Source organism: uncultured Porphyromonas sp. (assembly GCF_915070105.1).
Taxonomy (GTDB): Bacteria; Bacteroidota; Bacteroidia; order Bacteroidales; family Porphyromonadaceae; genus Porphyromonas.
Map to the genome: position 1 here is coordinate 1 of NZ_CAJZFJ010000047.1, position 17,329 is coordinate 17,329.

Consider the following 17,329-nt stretch of genomic DNA (forward strand, 5'->3'; position numbering starts at 1 on the left):
TTGGTCTCTTTCATATTACCGAAGCAGAGAGAAAACTCTTTCGCCGACTGAGGACAAGAGAGAAGGCGGAGTTCTGCTGGGATAGAGCCGTGAAGATTGTGCAGGATGAGCTTCATCCTGCTCATCACTACCTCTCAAACCTCATCAAAGAGTTTGGGCAGGTCCGAGGAGCATGGGATGATCCTATGGCTCCATGCCTACCTGCACAGGTAGAGGTCATACATAGCGCTAGCCTCATGGCGCAGGTCAAGGGGCTCCCCCTCATACTAGATCGTGCGGAGGTTGAGCCCTCAGACGAAGGGCTGACGACAGCCATTATCCTCCCAGACGAGGGGCTCTTACTCCCGACAGCCAGCTCTCTTCCTGAGACTTTCACACACATCAATATCTCCCTTGGCTATCCGCTGGATAGGACGCCTATAGCCCTATTGCTCCAGAGGTGGTCTAGTCTACTTGAGTTTGCTGCTAGGAGGAAGGATTACTTACCCTCAGACCAACTGATTGCGCTACTTAGCGAAAGGCTTGTCTTGGACTACGCTCCTAGGGCATCTGAGCTAATTGCGAGGATACGAGGACAGAAGAAGTTCTTCTATCCTATTCAGGAGCTACTCTCCTCTTCCGTGCTCTCTCCTGCTCCCCCCTCCGAATCCTCTCGTTCTCTGATCCATCTGCTCCTAGAGCCAGTCGAGACAGCTACCTCTCTACTAGATCGCATCCAGCAGATCCTAGAGTACTTGATCCTAGCAGCTCAAGATCCCGTAGACGGAGAGACCAACCCCAAGGAGGACAGCTCCAATCTAGAGTCCACTGAAGGCAGTGTGGTGGATCAGCCTGGAGCAGATCGTCTCTCGACCTTTGATATTGAGTTCATCTATCACTATCTGCGCCTTGTCAAGCGTCTGAGGGGACTTCTCACCCCTTATCTCGATACGCTCAAGCTCCCTACGGTGATGCACCTCCTGAGCGAACTCGTGCATACCGTCACTATCCCCTTCGAGGGTGACCCTCTGAGAGGAGTACAAGTCATGGGGCTACTCGAGACACGTGCCCTCCACCTAGAGACGATGATTTACCTCTCGGCTCAGGAGGGAGTACTACCTCCCAATAAATACACCTCTACCTTGATTCCCTTTACTCTAAGGCGAGGTTTTGGTTTGCCTATTGGCGGTACAGATGACCTTGGACAGGATTATACCTTCTTCCAGAGTATCTCTCGTGCTAAGAGACTCATCTTCGTCGTTGCCCCTGCCGAGACAAAGCGATCGGGGGGCGAGGAGAGTCGCTACATAGGTCTCCTACGCTATGTCTATGGGATCGATGTGAAGGTCTCCACCCTACAGCTAAGCAGTAGTCGTCAGCCCGTAGCTTCGATTCAGAAGGAGAAGAATGAGGCTGTCATGGAGAAGCTAAATAAGTATCTTCATCCCGAAGGGGAGACGCTCTCTCCTAGTCGCTTCAATAGCTATATCAGTTGTCCTCTGCGCTTCTACTACGAGGTGATTGAGGGGCTAAAGGAGCCTGAGGAGCCCTCCATAGTCCTTCAGAGTAATGACTTCGGTACAGTGCTACACCGCACGATGGAGGAGGTCTATAAGCGAGTAGGAAGTGAGGTAACCAAGGCTGCACTTGAGCAGATGCGGGGGCAAGTAAGCTCCATTCTCAAGGACCAGTACCTAGAAGTAATCTATCCTCAACCTCTGGGACAGACTAGACAGAGACAGCGGAAGCTCGGAGGGCTTGATCAGATTTACTGTCAGATGATCGAGAGCTATGTTCGCTCCATCCTCGAGTATGACATACAGATGGCTCCATTTACCTATCTAGGCAGTGAACAAAGCGGCAAGACTACCTTTCTCCTGGAGGATGGTCGTAAGGTCTACTTCAAGGGAACAATTGACCGCATGGATAGTCTCGAGATGAAGCAAGGAGCTAATTTGGGTGAGGTCCGTATCCGTGTCGTAGACTATAAGACTGGAGGAGCGGAGCTGAAGTTATCCTCTTGGGATAAGCTCCATGACTCGAAATACAAAGCTATTGTACAGACACTCATCTACTGTGCCTTCTCGGTGAGTAGTGGGCAGCCAGCACAGAGCCTCTATCCAGCCATCTATGCGCTGAGGGGTACGGAGGGACTTATGGTCTCTACTGAGAGTTTTGACCCACTGGTCAAGCTCCCTGATGAAAACGGGAAGAATGCACTCTCCCGTCCTTATTCAGAGGTCGAAGAGAGGTTCAATGAGTTCATGAAAGAGGTCTTATCTGAGCTCTTCGACCCTAGCGTCCCCTTCTGCCAAACAGAGGATTCGAAGGTATGCGATTATTGCCCCTTCGCCTCTAGCTGTGGACGATAGAGCTCCCTGCTGATACTATGCCCCATAAAGAAGTGAGGGGAGAGTTCGCACCACGACGAACTCTCCCCTCACTTCTTCTTTGCCTCCTCCCCTTCCTTCTGATCTACTCTATTCCTTCTCTAGGCTACGAATCTCATCTCTGAGCTCTATTAGCCGGCGAGCGACACGTTCAGGGAGTGTGCCATCTGTCCCCAGTGCACCTGGCTCAGGGCAGAGCATGTGATAGCGAGAGTATTTGTCGCACCAAGAGAAGCCCATCTCCTCAAGCTGGGTCTGTCGGGGGGAGTGAGAGGGGTGACTATCCACCCTTTTCTTATACTCAATGCTCAGAGTATAGTGCCCTTCCTGTGCATCAAAGAATAACGTCAGCACATGCTTTTCTCTCTTCCCAACTCAACCTCACAGAGGCTACTAGTGCTAGTTTGTTCTCTATATAGGCAGTCTTTCTCTTCTAGGATATGGCGGTAAATGTAGTAGGAGTAGAGCTCTACATGCCTACCATTCATCTGTGTCGTACCTAGTAGGAAGATCTGATGATCCTTTAGAGAGGAGTCTCCAGCCGGATAGAAGGTGATAAATCCCTTGGAGCAATATTCGATCAACTCCTTAGAAACCACTAGGGGATAATACCATTCTGTCTTAGGGCATTGGGAGCAGATCTGTCTCAGAGAGTCCTCGATGTTCTCGATTTGGAACAGGGGATCATCTAAGACTGCTTGAACCCCCTTTCTACCCTCCTTATTCTTATCTTCTTCATCCTGCCCTTCGCTGGGCACTACACGGAATAGACGCTTCCAACTGAAGTCTCGTCGAATGTTTCCACCCACCTCGCAGGTAGAAAGTAGATTACGCCGCCAGGCTGTCCCCCAAATGGGATATTTTCCTCCTTTTGAGAGTACTGCACGCTCAAAGAGATAGTCTGTGGGCTTAGTTCGATCAGCATAGCTCTGGGAGAAGATAGCCTTGGCAGCCTCGGCATAGCAACTGAATTTTCGCTGGTACGCTTGATCCAGCTCCTCTGCCCAATCACAGCTACCGGCATGTTCCTCACAATAGGTATAGATACCCGCAAAGTCTAAGAGGAAACCTATTTGCCCCGTGAAGTAAGGGTTCTTCTCAGTCGATTCGATCAGCGTACGCCACTGCGGACTTCGCTTAATCAATCGAGCCTTAACGAGCTCCTCCTGCTCTTGCCAACGGAAGGAATAGCTTGGGATCTTCTTCTCGGAGGAAAGGTAGTCTATAATCTTGTCGGCATAGGGTAATAACTCCTGAACGGACTTCACGGCTGCTATGAAGTGGGGTAGACTGTCGAAGGGGATGTTCTCCTGGTGATAGAGATTACTCATCAGGCACATCCAGTCATGGAGTCCCTCGGGGGCACTCGTCCCGTAGCGTATCAGGTAGTGGATGTAGGCATAGAAACTAATACGCTCGCTATAGGAGGTGATACTGTCTCGCAGTACATTCTCGAAGACCTCATTCTCCTTGTAGTATGGGCGATCCTCTTCGGGGAGGTATTCTTTGATCTTCTTATCCCCATTGCTGAGGGTATCTAGAGCCTTGATCAGGGTATCACTAGCTGTCTCTCCCTCGACTAGGACGCTCTCCTTGTAGACACTGAATGGGTTGGACTTATTAGCACTGATGAGTTCTCTGAGAGTTTCCACTGGTTTCTCCCTGCTCACGTCTTCACGTTCCGCATAGGCTCCAGCGAAGATAGCCTTGATGAAGTTACTTAGTTCATCATCATAGGTATCGTTCCCGTCTATGCCCCGGTAGTTCCAGAAGAGGTCTGCCCACTTGGTATCGATCTTCTGCTCGAAGTCTATCCTATAGTCTGGGTGTACCCTTCCTAGATAATCTTCATACTGCGCCTTGAAGTTCTCGAAGGGGGTAAGTTGCTTCCCTCGGGCATTCATCTTGATATAGAGGTCATCCGTGAGCTTGAATTCCTCGAGATCGAGATAGAGCATGGTGATGATGGGGCGATCTACGTTCAGGAGGAGCTCCAGATATTCCTCCTTATCCCAGAACTTTCGATCTATCGCATCGAGCATCTGGAGCATAGCTTGTATCGTAGGATCGAGCTTCCAGGAGCGCAGGAACCATGAAGCATCCTCTATGAGACGAGAGATCCGCCGCTCTTGGACAGGCTAAGAGAAGGGATGAAGCGCCTCATGCAGGCTATACTCTGGGCGAATCAGCAAGTCACAGAATTCCCGACTACTGCTCCTAGTCTCATAGGTGAAGCGGGCTGCACCATCCTCCCTATGTAGAGCAGTGAGGAATCTGTCACGAAGATCCTGTTCTGGTGTAATCTGTGCTAGATACCAATGCAGGAGGAAGAGCGTCGTCAAGCGTTGCTGGCCATCGAGAGGAATAAAATAGGTCACGTCGCCTATGCGTCTACTACTCCCGTAGACGAAGTCTAGGTCTCGATGAGGCAGTCCCCCTTCGAGGTAAGAGGCGAGAGTATCGAGGAAGGTATCGCGTACCTGCTGGTGCCGATCGCACCCCTGGGTATAGTCTCGCTGGATAATCGGGATCTGAATGATATAGTCCCGCTCGGTGAGGAGCTGGTAGAAGGAAAGGCGTACGCCAGCCTCTCCAGTAGCGGAGTTATTTGCTGTCATCGTTCTGATCGCTTGTTACGGAGGTATCTGTAGGATAGAATTTCTTTAGTTGTTGTCCTATGGTGCTGAGGTAGTCCTTGGCATCCATACTAGACCAATAGAGCATGCTCATTGGGAACCTCGTGTAATACTTGAGGAAGAGGTTCTTTGTCGCAATGGGTATGAAGCGTCCATGCTGATCAAGGTCAATAATAGTCATCCTCTTCACAGCAAAGAAGGCTTTCTTATAGCTCTTGTTCGTTCGCTCATCAAGTAGAGCAAGGTTGCCTAGGCCATCCTTATCCTCTTCCTCTATCTGATCACCTTCGTGGAGCCACCTAGCGACCTCCCCGTAGAGCCTATCAAAGGTTCCATCGTCGTACTCCTTGGTGCCCTTGGCTAGCTCGTTTAGCTTGGCTCGTATACTCTGCCCTTTCTCTTGTTGTATATCTTGTCCCTTCTTCGCTCCATGGGCGGGCTGATTGGTATTGGGGAAGAGAGGAATAAGATCTTTAGCCCAATCTCCCCTTTTATTCTTAGGGATACGCTTAGAGGGAGTGATGTCGTCTGCGACAGAGCAGATATGCTCAATGTTCCAACGTTCCTTCTTGAATAGGTGGAAGGGGAAGCGTGCCTCACTCTTATCCTCCTGTAGCAGGGTCTCTATGTTGAAGAGCAAGAGTATCCGCTCAATAGCTTTCCTATCTGCAGAGTAGGTCAACTCGCTGAGCGTTTTCTTCTGGGGTAGTCGATCCTTTATCTTCCCTTCCAGTTCCTTCAAGAAGTCCGTCTTACTCATCTCCCGAGAAGTAGATAGTAGTTTCCGTAGCAGGTCTCGATAGTCTTCCTTCTTACTAGACCCAGAGGTATCATGGGTCTGTATGAGGAAGCCGATATAGTGATAGAGCTGGCGATCTGTGAACCACTCGATTAGGCGGAGATAGCAGTGTTTGACCTTGAGCCATTCTTTTTCGATATACTTTGCCCTGACGATTTGATCTTTGTCACGAAGCCCTTCATAATAGGAAAGGAATGGACCTAGGGTGTCTCTACGATCATCTGGCCCCTTGACCAAACTAAAGAGTAGATCGATACGAGTGCTCCCCGCCATTAGGGGCTCATTGGTTAGGAAGCACCAGAGCTCATCCTGCTGCAGTCTTTGCTCGATCTGATCCCATTCGGTCGCTATCTGTAGTTGCTTGAGCGAGAGAAGGGCTGGGTCAAAGTTACGCTTCTGCAGGAAGAGTGCTTTGATGAGCTCAGCTGAGGTGAGGGGGATCTTACCGATATTGAGACGAGTAAAGACTTGTATGGATTCCTCCTTCGAGCCTTCTCCCAGATTATACCAGATGATACGGACGTTGGATAGCTTTGTCTTATCGTTATCGGATGGCGATAGGATGAGCGCATTCAAGAAGGGATCCATATGCTGGTGAAAGTTATGTCGCTTATCAACAACCCAATTCTTCACCGATTGGTAGGCCTGATACATGAAGTGATAGTCTATGTTGGTATCAGCCTCCTCTTGAGTCACCTCCTTCCCTAGACGCTGTAGGAACTGATTGCTATCATATGCTCCCTGTTGCCGCGTCTCATACTCTAGGGCGTACAGCTCAGGAAGATTGTATCTGAGGAACTCTGGCTGTGGCTGGAAGTACTTTAGGATGATGTAGAGAGTCGTTAGGCGCTGCTGTCCATCGATGACCTCATAGTATGTCCCCCTATCATCAATACCCTGACGTACGACGATAGGTTGCAGACAGTAGAAGCTCCCTGCATCCGTATCCCCCGCAGGTCTTTGTACAAACTCGAGAATGTCATCAAGGAGTGCCGTCACTTGCTCATTTGTCCATCGATATCCTCGCTGGTAAGCTGGGATGAAGAACCGTAATCCGAATAGCTCTCGGATACTACGTAAATATAGTTGGCGTTGTTTCATATGTATTTCTGTGATATTGTGAGCTTACAAAGGAAAGGGTTTCCTCTGAGAAATACAATCGGGTACGGAACATACAACGTAGAGCGGGAGATACAGCTCTCATTGTATCCTCCACTCTTTGTCCCTTTCTGAGGGGATAATAGCATGTCCAAGAAAGGCTTAGACTTAACGAGAGCGCCTAGTCCTTAGCTCCGCAGAAGCCAATGCGGGAAGACTCTACTGAGCTCATACCTAGAGCGAGGTAGTGTACACGCGTGTACACAGTAGTATACACGTGGGTATACAGTAGTGTACAAGCGTGTACACATTTCCCTCTTAGGTAGCAGGTATACACTTGGTAAGTCTATACCTAGGATACAGATGCTTCTATCCAGGGTGTAGGCTCTTCACCCACTTAGCCCCTCGATCTCTAGTGGTTTCGTGGATTAGCCCTCAGCTTTAGGGGCTTGTATCGTGCATCTCTCCGTAAAGCCTTCGAATTGGTAGTATAGTACTTAGGTGAGAATAAGAGCCTACGATGGTATGATACAAGAGACTAAAATCCATGATCCTGCCGGTGACTACGGGGTGGAGAATGCACATTGCATGTAGTGGGCGTATCTACTGCCCTACAGAATACATATAATGAGCCTAGGAGAGGTGTCGGTATGTTCGCAGTCGTCACCTATGTAAGGTGACGACTGCGAACATTATATGTCCTATTCACCCTTCTCAGTATGTCCACTAGCTCCCTCTCGATGTGTGCGATACAGAGCTAGTTAGATCGGAGGGTAGGAAGACGCTTTGCCATTGGGGGGACGTGGCAAACAGAGCTATCCTAGGAGACAGTCAGATAGGGGATAGAGGCCTAGATGGGAGACGCTTAGGTTTTCCCTTTGGAGAGCTTTGTACCTCGTAGATGGGGTGCTAGTTCTTCGATAAATTACACCGAATATATAGCTATCTGGCACATGGCTCATTGTAGGGGCGCATGATGATGCCACTCTCTGATACGTCGCTCCTCAGCCATACATATATATAGTAGTTCTGGTGCACCTCTATGTCCCTCAGTGGTGCGCCTAATTCTATTAGGCTGAGGGGGCTAATTTATGTATCTTTGTAAACAAAAAGACTTCGGCACAGGGAACAAAGCAATGAAGCAATATCAAGACTTACTCCGCCACATCCTAGCGACAGGTAGAGAGAAGGGCGATCGTACCGGTACGGGGACGATCAGCACCTTTGGCTATCAGATGCGCTTCGATCTTAGGGAGGGATTCCCCCTCTTGACGACCAAGAAGCTCCATCTGAAGAGTATTATCTACGAGCTCCTATGGTTCCTACGGGGCGATACCAACGTGCATTACCTACAGGAGCATGGGGTGAGGATCTGGAATGAGTGGGCACGTGAGGATGGAGACCTGGGGCCCATCTACGGCTACCAGTGGCGCTCCTGGCCTGACTACCAAGGGGGGCATATCGACCAGATTCAGCAGATCATCGATCAGCTAAGGCGAGACCCCGATAGTCGGCGAATGCTCGTCTCGGCATGGAATGTAGCCCAGCTTGATCAGATGGCACTCGCTCCATGTCACTGCCTGATGCAGTTCTACGTGGCCGAGGGGAGACTCAGCCTACAGCTCTATCAGCGTAGTGCGGATGTATTCCTCGGTGTACCCTTCAATATTGCTTCCTATGCCCTGCTGCTGATGATGATCGCACAGGTGACGGGACTGGAGGTAGGGGACTTCGTCCATACCTTCGGAGATGTCCATATCTATCGAGATCACCTAGAGCAGGTCGAGCTCCAGCTAGAGCGTACACCTAAGGAGCTACCTCAGATGAAGCTCAACCCACAGATCCGTCAGCTGGAGGACTTCACCTATGAGGACTTTGAGCTCATAGGCTATGAGCCCTATCCCCACATAGCAGCAAAGGTCTCCGTCTAACCCCCCTTATAGGACAAGATACGTAGATATGATACTCTCCATCATCGTCGCTATGGGTGAGGATAGAGCGATCGGTAAGGACAACCAGCTCCTATGGCGGCTCTCTGACGACCTCCGACGCTTCAAGGCTCTGACGACAGGACATACCATACTCATGGGACGACGTACCTATGAGTCCCTCCCCAATGGCGCTCTGCCCAATAGACGCAATATCGTCATCAGCCGTACTCTAGGCTCTCTGCCCGGGGCAGAGGTTTATGCCTCGGTCGAGGAGGCTCTCTCCGAGGTAGAGCAGGACGAAGAGGTCTTCGTCATCGGTGGAGGAGCGATCTATGGAGCCTTCCTCCCACGGGTAGATAGGATCTATCTGACATACGTCCGAGCTTCCTTCCCTGGAGCGGATACATTCTTCCCTGCCCTTGACATGGAGCAGTGGGTGGAGCAGGAAGTGCAGGAATATCCCGCAGATGAGCGGAACGAATATGCCACACGATTTAGCCTTCTCGTACGAAAGAGGGGGCAGTGCTAACATAAGACTTCGATACTTAAGACATATATTAAGCTACTAAGCGATGCAGAAACCAACGATCCCTAAGGGTATGCGAGACTTCGGGCCAGTAGAGATGGCACGACGTAACTATATCTTCGACACCATCCGAGAGGTCTACGCTCTCTTTGGCTACCGCCAGATCGAGACCCCAACGATGGAGCAGCTCTCTACCCTAATGGGCAAATATGGAGAGGAGGGCGACCGTCTACTCTTCAAGGTGCTGAACTCTGGGGATGCCCTACGGGACTTCAGCGATGAGGAGCTACTGGAGCGCAATGCCACACGCTTCGCCAATAAAGCTTGTGAGAAGGGGCTACGCTACGATCTGACCGTACCCTTTGCTCGCTACGTGGTCATGCATCGCTCAGAGCTTACGTTGCCCTTCCGTCGCTATCAGATACAGCCCGTATGGCGTGCTGACCGCCCACAGAAGGGGCGCTACCGAGAGTTCTACCAGTGCGATGCGGATGTGATCGGCTCCACCTCGCTCCTCAATGAAGTGGAGCTACTACAGATCATAGACGAGGTCTACCGCCGTCTAGGTCTGCGTGTACGCATCCTACTGAACAACCGAAAGATACTCGGCGGTATCGCTGAAGTCATAGGAGCTGAGGATCGGCTGATCGATATCACGACGGCGATCGACAAGCTCGACAAGATAGGGGAGGAGAAGGTATTCGATGAGCTCCGAAGCAAGGCCTTCACCGAGCAGGAGCTAGAGCGACTACGCCCTTTGCTCTCACTCTCGGGCACTAATCGGGAGAAGCTCCAGCGGCTATCCTCCCTACTAGCTCAGTCAGAGCAGGGGCAGAAGGGGATCGAGGAGCTACTCTTCATCCTCGACCATACCGACCACCTGGACTTCACCGCAGAGCTAGCTATAGACCTTAGCCTAGCCCGTGGGCTATCCTACTATACAGGAGCTATCCTAGAGGTCAAGGCTCTGGATGCCGCTATGGGAAGTATCTCAGGCGGTGGACGCTATGATGACCTCACGGGGATCTTCGGCCTCGGAGGACTGAGTGGGGTAGGGATCTCCTTCGGCGCAGACCGTATCTATGATGTCCTGCTAGAGCTAGGGCTCTTCCCCGAAGATGCAGAGACCGGTACTCAGGTGCTCTTTGCCAACTTCGGGCAGGAGGATGCGCTCTATCTCATGCCCATCATCGCCCGCCTTCGCCGTGCGGGAGTGCGCTGTGAGCTCTATCCTGAGCCCACCAAGATCAAGAAGCAGATGAGCTATGCCGATAGCCTACATATCCCCTATGTCGTCCTCGTCGGCGAAGAGGAACGTCTCTCGGGACGCTTTACCCTAAAGGATATGCACCTAGGCGAGCAGAAGACGCTTAGCGAAGAGGAGCTACTAGAGTATATCTATCACTAAAGGCCCGTAAGACGTGCTACAACAAGAGGAATCACAGACCACCCCCACCTCATCAGCTGAGATAGGCTATCCGCTCCTAGACAAGATCCGGGAGCCTAGGGATCTTCGCCGTCTCAGCCCTGATCAACTACCGCACCTCTGTGCCGAGATCCGTCGCTTCATGCTTGAGGCGCTCTCGGTCAACCCCGGACACCTCGGTGCAAACCTTGGAGCCGTAGAGATCACCGTAGCCATGCACTACGTCTTCGATACTCCTGAGGATAGGATCGTGTGGGACGTGGGGCATCAGGCCTATGTCCATAAGATCCTCACAGGGCGCCGAGAGGCCTTCGGCACACTGCGCAAGTGGGGTGGGCTAGCAGGCTTCCCGATCCCATCCGAGAGTGAGTACGATACATTCGCAGCAGGGCACGCTTCGAACTCTATTTCGGCAGCTCTCGGGATGGCTGTAGCCGTTGCGCTGAAGGAGGAGCATCGCCGTGTCGTAGCCTTTATCGGTGATGGTGCGATGTCGGGAGGGATGGCCTTTGAGGGGCTGAACAATGCCTCCTCCTTCCCCAATAACCTCCTTGTGATCCTCAACGACAACAATATGTCCATCGACCACAATGTCGGTGGGCTCAATAAGCACATGGTCAATCTGCTGACCAATCCCACCTACAACAGCATGCGCTACGATATGTATCGTGCCCTGCGCAAGCTGCACATCATCCAGGAGGATCAGCGCAAGGGGTTGCTACGCTTCAATAATAGAGTCAAGTCCCTAATCTCGGGGCAGAGCAACTTCTTCGATAGCTTCAGTATCCGATACCTAGGCCCTACAGATGGGCACGATATAGCGCACCTCGTACAGATCCTACAGGATATCCGTGATATGAAGGGGCCTCGTATCCTACATATCAGCACTAAGAAGGGGAAGGGCTACACCCCAGCAGAGGAAGATCCCACGGTATGGCATGCCCCAGGGAAGTTTGATCCCATGACGGGAGAGCGTGTCCTAGGTAGTGCTACCCCCCAGCCGCCTAAGTATCAGGATGTCTTCGGGCATACGCTCGTCGAGCTCGCTGATGAAGATGAGCGTATAATAGCCGTCACACCAGCCATGCCAACAGGATGCTCAATGACCTATATGATGGAGGCTTACCCTCAGCGATCATTCGATGTGGGGATAGCAGAGGAGCATGCTGTGACCTTCTCCTCTGGCTTGGCCGCCGAGGGCCTAATCCCCGTGTGCAACATCTACTCCACATTCATGCAGCGAGCCTATGATCAGCTCATTCATGATGTGGCACTCACGGAGAGTCATGTCGTCTTCTGTCTCGATCGTGCAGGGCTAGTCGGGGAGGATGGAGCGACCCATCAGGGTGCCTTCGATATAGCCTATCTCAGGACAATCCCTGGAATGACCGTTTGCTCTCCTTATGATGAGATACAGCTAAGGCACCTGATGCGCTCCGCCTGCTTCGAGTGGTCTGGCCCTATCGCTATTCGTTATCCTAGAGGCTCGGGGTCAGTCATAGACTGGCGACAGCCGATGCTGTCCTATCCCTATGCTAAGTCACGGGTACTCTCCTCGGGTGAGGACCTTACCTTCCTATCCCTTGGCCCACTCGGAGTGACAGTGAGCCGTGTCGTAGAGCGCCTACAGAGAGAGGGCTACGCAGTGGGACATGTCGATCTTGTCTTTGCCAAGCCCCTCGATGAAGGGACTTTGGAGCAGGTATTCCGCCAGAGCAAGCGTGTAATTACCATCGAGGAAGGATGCCTCAATGGGGGCGTAGGCTCGGGTATTCTACAGCTCGCTATGGAGCGAGGCTTCACAGCGAGGATCAAGTGTCTCGGACTACCCGATGAATTCATCGCCCATGGGACGCCCGCAGAACAGCGGAAGTACTGTGGCCTAGATGAAGAGGCTATATATCAGACGGCTAAGGAGCTCCTAGCCACCCAACCATAGAGAAAATGCGGATCATAATCGCAGGTGCAGGCGAAGTGGGGACACATCTGGCTAAGATGCTCTCCAATGAGGATCAGAACATCGTCCTCTTGGACTCAGATGCGAAGAAACTTGAACGAGCAGCGCACCACCTAGAGGTTCTTCCCATAGAGGGTAGTCCTACGCTCCTCTCAGACCTAGAGAATGCCCATGTAGAGGGTGCAGATCTCTTCGTAGGGGTGACTCCCAACGAGTCCACGAACATTATGGCCTGTGCGCTAGCCAAGCGTGTGGGAGCCAAGCACACCATAGCTCGCATCAATAATGCAGAGTACCTGGAGGCAGAATATGGTAAGCTATTAGAAGAGCTCGGGGTAGACTGGATGATCTATCCCGAGGAACTCGCTGCCAACGAGATCGCTGCTATCACGAAGTACCCCTGGGCTCGTCAGTACATCACTCTCTTCAATGGTGCACTAGCACTCATCGGAGTCAAGGTACGCCGAGGATCCCCCATTGTGGGCAAGCACCTCCACGAGCTCAAGGGAATGCTACCCGAGGCGGAGTCCAAATCCTATCATATCGTCGCCATAAAGCGAGACTTAGATACGATCATTCCGAGTGGTCGTACTCTGATTGAGCATAACGACCTCGTCTTCTTCACCTGTGGAGTAGAGCACACTGATGTTATTCGTCAGCTAGCTGGTAAAGACGCTCCTGAGATACGGCGTATCGTCATAATGGGGGCTAGCCCAGTAGCACTAAGAGCCATCACCAAGATCCCATCCAACATCCAGATAGCCCTCATAGAGATCAATAAGGACAAGTGTCTACGTCTCTCTGAGCGTATGCCTGCCAACGTAGAGATCTATCACGGAGATGGACGTGACCCCGAGATCTGTGAGGAGGTAGGGCTAAGTGATGCTCAGGTATTTGTCGCTCTCACGGAGAACTCAGAGACTAATGTCCTTGCCTGCTTGGCTGCCAAGAGGTACAACGTCTACAAGACGATCGCTAAGGAGGAGAATATCGACTATATCCCCTTGGCCTATCGCCTTGATATTGGGACTCTGATCAACAAGAAGCTCCTAGCTGCAGGCTATATCTACCGCATCCTCCTCGGACAGCAGACAGGGCAGGTCACCTGCCTCTCACTCGTAAGCAATGCTGAGGTCGTCGAACTCGTTGCCCGCCGAGACTCCAAGATCGTTGGGAAGAAGGTCAGCCAACTGAACCTCCCCTCCAACATTACCTTCGGTGGGATGATCCGCAATGGCACACCTGCTATGATCGATGGTGACACGGTCTTCGAGCCCTATGACCATGTGGTCATCTTCTACCACGATGTCTCTATCAATGAGCTGAACAAGCTCTTCTAGTATAAGGTGGAAGCTATGCACTCCATTAACTTCCGATTCATCAGTCGTGTCCTAGGCATGATGTGCCTACTGGAGGCTGGTGTCATAGTCGGGATACTTATCTTAGCTATCTGCCTGGGTGAGTCTTTCCTCCCTTGGGCTGGAACGGTCTTAGCCTTCACTGGCGTAGGGCTTCCCCTCCTAGGACTAGGAAAGGAAGTCAAAAAGAAGAAGCAAGCGACACGTCGAGAGGGGATGCTTACAGTGACCCTAACTTGGGTCTTGCTCTCGCTTATCGGGATGCTTCCCTTCCTCATGTATGGAGCGACAGATAATGCTCTTGATGCTTTCTTCGAGACGGTCTCGGGCTTTACGACTACGGGAGCTACGATCTTTGAGGATGTAGAGTCTCTGCCACGCTCTCTACTCTTTTGGCGCAGTATCACACAGTGGCAGGGTGGGGTAGGTATCGTCGTCTTCACCGTAGCACTGATGCCTATCTTCGGTGGTGGAGCTACTCAGCTCTACAATGCCGAGACGACTGGTATCACGCATGACCGCTTCTTCCCTCGTATTACGGACGTTGCCAAGGCTCTTTGGCTCGTCTATCTGGCAGAGACGTTGGTGCTGATTGTACTCTTATGGCTAGGACCGATGTGCCTCTTCGATGCTGTCTGCCATGCCTTGACCTGTATCTCTACTGGTGGATATTCTACCCGTAATGCTAGTATAGAGGCCTTTCACTCTCCCTATGTAGACTATGTGATCTCGGGCTTTATGTACATCGGGAGCTTGAACCTGACCCTGGTGTTCTTTGCCCTCACGGGGAAGCCCGGACGCTTATTTAAGGACGAAGAGTTTCGCTTCTTTAGCCTCTTCATCCTCTCGATTGGCGTAATGATGGCAGTGAGCCTATACCAACGTGGCCAGTATCCCACCATAGAGGAGAATGTACGCTTTGCCCTATTTCAGACCATCTCCTTAGGCTCCAGTACCGGGTATGTATCTATGGACCTGACCCATCTGGGGCCATTTATATGGATGCTTGCGCTTATCCTAATGTTCGTCAATGGCTGTGCAGGTTCGACCTCTGGAGGGCTGAAGAGTGCCCGCTTCCTAGTACTGCTCAAGAACCTATACAACGAATTCAAGAAGCAGATTCACCCGCATCTACTTACCCCCGTGCTGATGAACAAGCGTCAGCTCAGTGTGAGTGCGGTGCATCAGGTCTTGGCTTTCTGCGTTATGTACATCATGTTGATCTTTATGGGGGCTACCCTGCTCTTGATGGATCAGAATGACTTCATTTCCAGTGTCAGTATAACATGCTCTGCTATCAGTAACTCTGGCCCAGGCATCGGTAAGTACGGACTCTCAGTGAGCGAAGCAGGAGCCTTTACGAAGAGCATACTTTGCTTCCTTATGCTCGCTGGGCGACTAGAAGTCTTCACAGTACTCGGTATCCTTACTCCATACTTCTGGAAGAGGTGATCTATCACGACCACTCTCTTCTACATAAAAGGAATAAGCCCCAGGTGTGCATTTCACACCTGGGGCTTATTCCTTTATGCTAAAATATGAGCCTCTGTCCTTTCTGATGGGGCACCCATCCTCTGTAGGCTATCGCCAAAGGTAGAAGTCTTGCCAGTCAGTCACCATGTGGAAGAGTAACCCGACTCCTACGACTCGCACCCACCATGGTAGACCGAGCCTGCGCAGAGGTAGGATACAGAGTAGCGCATATAGAGCGATCATCGGATAAGAGTGCAATAGATGGAAGCCTACACTACATCTATTGGGGTCAAAGATAGGCCGTACAAGTAGGTGATCCAGATCCACCAGCATAGTAGCTAGTAGGATGAAGTAAGCCTTGACCTGCCTAGACCTCCCCCACAAATAAGCAATGAAGTAGGGAGCGATGAAGTGTAGACCATAATGAATGATCCCGCGAAGCATACCCTATAGCTCTCTTAGCTCGAGGCATAAGCTAGAGGGTTATTCCCCCTCCTGCTCTGTCTCACGCTCCTTCTGTTCGAGTAGTCGGAGCTTCTTCTCAGTAAGCTCAATATCTGCTATTAGGGCATCTCGCTTCCGCTCAATCTCATTCAGGAGAGTCGAGCCACTCTTGCTACTTACGTTGAGGAACGTTAGGTTGTTCTCGTACGTATTCAGCTCTGCACGCTGTCTGTCGAGATGTCGCTGCAGGCGAGAGTGCTCAGTCTGTAGGTTGCTTCCCTTGTTCTCTAGGTTATCTAGGGATGCCCCATAGCCAGAGAGTCTTCGCTCGGAGCGGTGCTTCCTCAGCTTGCCATGAAGTGCATCGAGGAGTTCTCTGTAGGCTGCGTTGATGGCCTCTTTCTCCTTGTGGGGGACAGAGCCAGCCTGCTTCCAGCGCTCGTTATATTCGGCTAGTAGTTCTCTTAGGTTCTCGGGCTCTTCGCCTTCGTTGATAGCTGTCAGCTCCTTGAGGATCTCACGCTTTATGGCTAGGCTCTTACGTGCCTCGTGGTATATGCCAGACTTGCGTGCTCCTTCCTTCTTACGACGCTCGAAGAAGTAGTCGAAGCTCTCTCTGAACTCTTCCCATATCTTCTGACTATACTTCTGCGATACAGAGCCAGCTTCCTGCCACTCCTTCTGGAGCTGCTTGAGAGCCTCGGCAGTGGCCTCCCAGTCGGTGCTTTCACGTAGAGCCTTGGCGCGCTCTATGAGGTCACGCTTGACCTTCAGCACCTCATCGCTATGATCCTGAACCTTCTTCATAAAGTCACCACGATGGCGGAAGAAGGCATCTACACCTGCACGGAAGCGCTGGTAGATCATATCATTGTCCTTGCGAGGAGCATAGCCGATTGTGCGCCACTCGGCTTGCATAGCCTTGATCTGATCGGTAGCCTTAGACCAAGCAGCATAGGTGGTTAGGACACCATCGATCAGGAGCTCTTCGACCTTGATACATATATTGGTCTTGGCCTGGAGGTTTTCCTCCTCTGTGGCCTTACGCTTGTCGTGGAAGTCCTGGTGACGCTTATGTAGTGCACCTGCTAGCTGCTTGAATTCGGTATTAATCTCTTGCCTTAGTTCCTTAGACACAGGGCCGAGCTCATGCCATTGTGCTGTCAGCTCCTGTAGCTTACGGTGAGCTGCGATGACATCCTTCACGGCATCGAGCTCACGGAGCTCCTGCAGTAGGGCTTGCTTGGCCTCTAGGTTCTTCTTAAAGTCAAGTTGGCGAAGGTCGTCATTGATGGCCTTTAGGTCGTAGAAC

General features: G+C 51.5%; 13 protein-coding genes. 7 read left to right on the top strand and 6 right to left on the bottom strand.

The annotated features are described in order from the left end of the window. Positions 1-2,351: PD-(D/E)XK nuclease family protein (locus QZ554_RS05855; protein ID WP_297194954.1), on the top strand; the 2,351-nt coding region annotated here is incomplete at its 5' end. Positions 2,352-2,459: 108 nt separating this feature from the next. On the opposite strand, the gene QZ554_RS05860 is transcribed toward QZ554_RS05855, so the two are convergent. From QZ554_RS05860 to QZ554_RS05875, 4 genes are all read right to left on the bottom strand, one after another. Then, on the bottom strand, positions 2,460-2,723 hold the full coding sequence (locus QZ554_RS05860) for a hypothetical protein (RefSeq protein ID WP_297194955.1): 264 nt from the start codon (positions 2,721-2,723) through the stop codon (positions 2,460-2,462). Next, on the bottom strand, positions 2,717-4,420 hold the full coding sequence (locus tag QZ554_RS05865; RefSeq protein ID WP_297194957.1) for a hypothetical protein: 1,704 nt from the start codon (positions 4,418-4,420) through the stop codon (positions 2,717-2,719). The genes QZ554_RS05860 and QZ554_RS05865 overlap by 7 nt, the downstream gene beginning before the upstream one ends. Positions 4,421-4,507: 87 nt before the next feature. Next, the gene (locus QZ554_RS05870) at positions 4,508-4,987 is read right to left on the bottom strand and encodes a DUF262 domain-containing protein (protein WP_297194959.1); all 480 of its coding nucleotides are present in this window, start codon (positions 4,985-4,987) and stop codon (positions 4,508-4,510) included. Further along, the gene (locus QZ554_RS05875) at positions 4,974-6,905 is read right to left on the bottom strand and encodes a DUF262 domain-containing protein (RefSeq protein WP_297194961.1); all 1,932 of its coding nucleotides are present in this window, start codon (positions 6,903-6,905) and stop codon (positions 4,974-4,976) included. The genes QZ554_RS05870 and QZ554_RS05875 overlap by 14 nt, the downstream gene beginning before the upstream one ends. A gap of 1,133 nt (positions 6,906-8,038) precedes the next feature. On the opposite strand from QZ554_RS05875, the gene QZ554_RS05880 reads away from it, so the two are divergent. From QZ554_RS05880 to QZ554_RS05905, 6 genes are read left to right on the top strand one after another with little or no spacing between them, the layout of a single operon-like run. Next, complete coding sequence (locus QZ554_RS05880; protein ID WP_297194962.1) at positions 8,039-8,833, top strand: thymidylate synthase; 795 nt, start codon at positions 8,039-8,041, stop codon at positions 8,831-8,833. A 31-nt stretch (positions 8,834-8,864) separates the two neighbouring features. Continuing rightward, entirely contained in the window at positions 8,865-9,362 is a 498-nt protein-coding gene (locus tag QZ554_RS05885; RefSeq protein WP_297179545.1) for a dihydrofolate reductase, read from the top strand. A gap of 43 nt (positions 9,363-9,405) precedes the next feature. Further along, a complete protein-coding gene (hisS, locus tag QZ554_RS05890) occupies positions 9,406-10,767 on the top strand; it encodes a histidine--tRNA ligase (RefSeq protein ID WP_297194963.1) in 1,362 nt (453 codons plus the stop codon). A 13-nt stretch (positions 10,768-10,780) separates the two neighbouring features. After that, positions 10,781-12,724: a 1-deoxy-D-xylulose-5-phosphate synthase gene (gene dxs, locus QZ554_RS05895; RefSeq protein ID WP_297194964.1), complete on the top strand. Its 1,944-nt coding sequence runs from the start codon at positions 10,781-10,783 to the stop codon at positions 12,722-12,724. 5 nt (positions 12,725-12,729) lie between these two features. Beyond that, positions 12,730-14,082: a Trk system potassium transporter TrkA gene (gene trkA, locus QZ554_RS05900; protein WP_297194966.1), complete on the top strand. Its 1,353-nt coding sequence runs from the start codon at positions 12,730-12,732 to the stop codon at positions 14,080-14,082. A 15-nt stretch (positions 14,083-14,097) separates the two neighbouring features. After that, positions 14,098-15,552, top strand: a complete 1,455-nt coding sequence (locus QZ554_RS05905) for a TrkH family potassium uptake protein (RefSeq protein WP_297194967.1) — start codon at positions 14,098-14,100, stop codon at positions 15,550-15,552. A 129-nt stretch (positions 15,553-15,681) separates the two neighbouring features. Here QZ554_RS05905 and QZ554_RS05910 read toward each other — a convergent pair whose 3' ends face one another. Further along, positions 15,682-16,017, bottom strand: coding sequence for a DUF6122 family protein (locus QZ554_RS05910; protein ID WP_297194969.1), 336 nt, complete (start codon positions 16,015-16,017; stop codon positions 15,682-15,684). Between the two features lie 39 nt (positions 16,018-16,056). Next, on the bottom strand, positions 16,057-17,329 hold a 1,273-nt coding region (locus tag QZ554_RS05915), incomplete at its 5' end, for a DUF349 domain-containing protein (protein WP_297194971.1).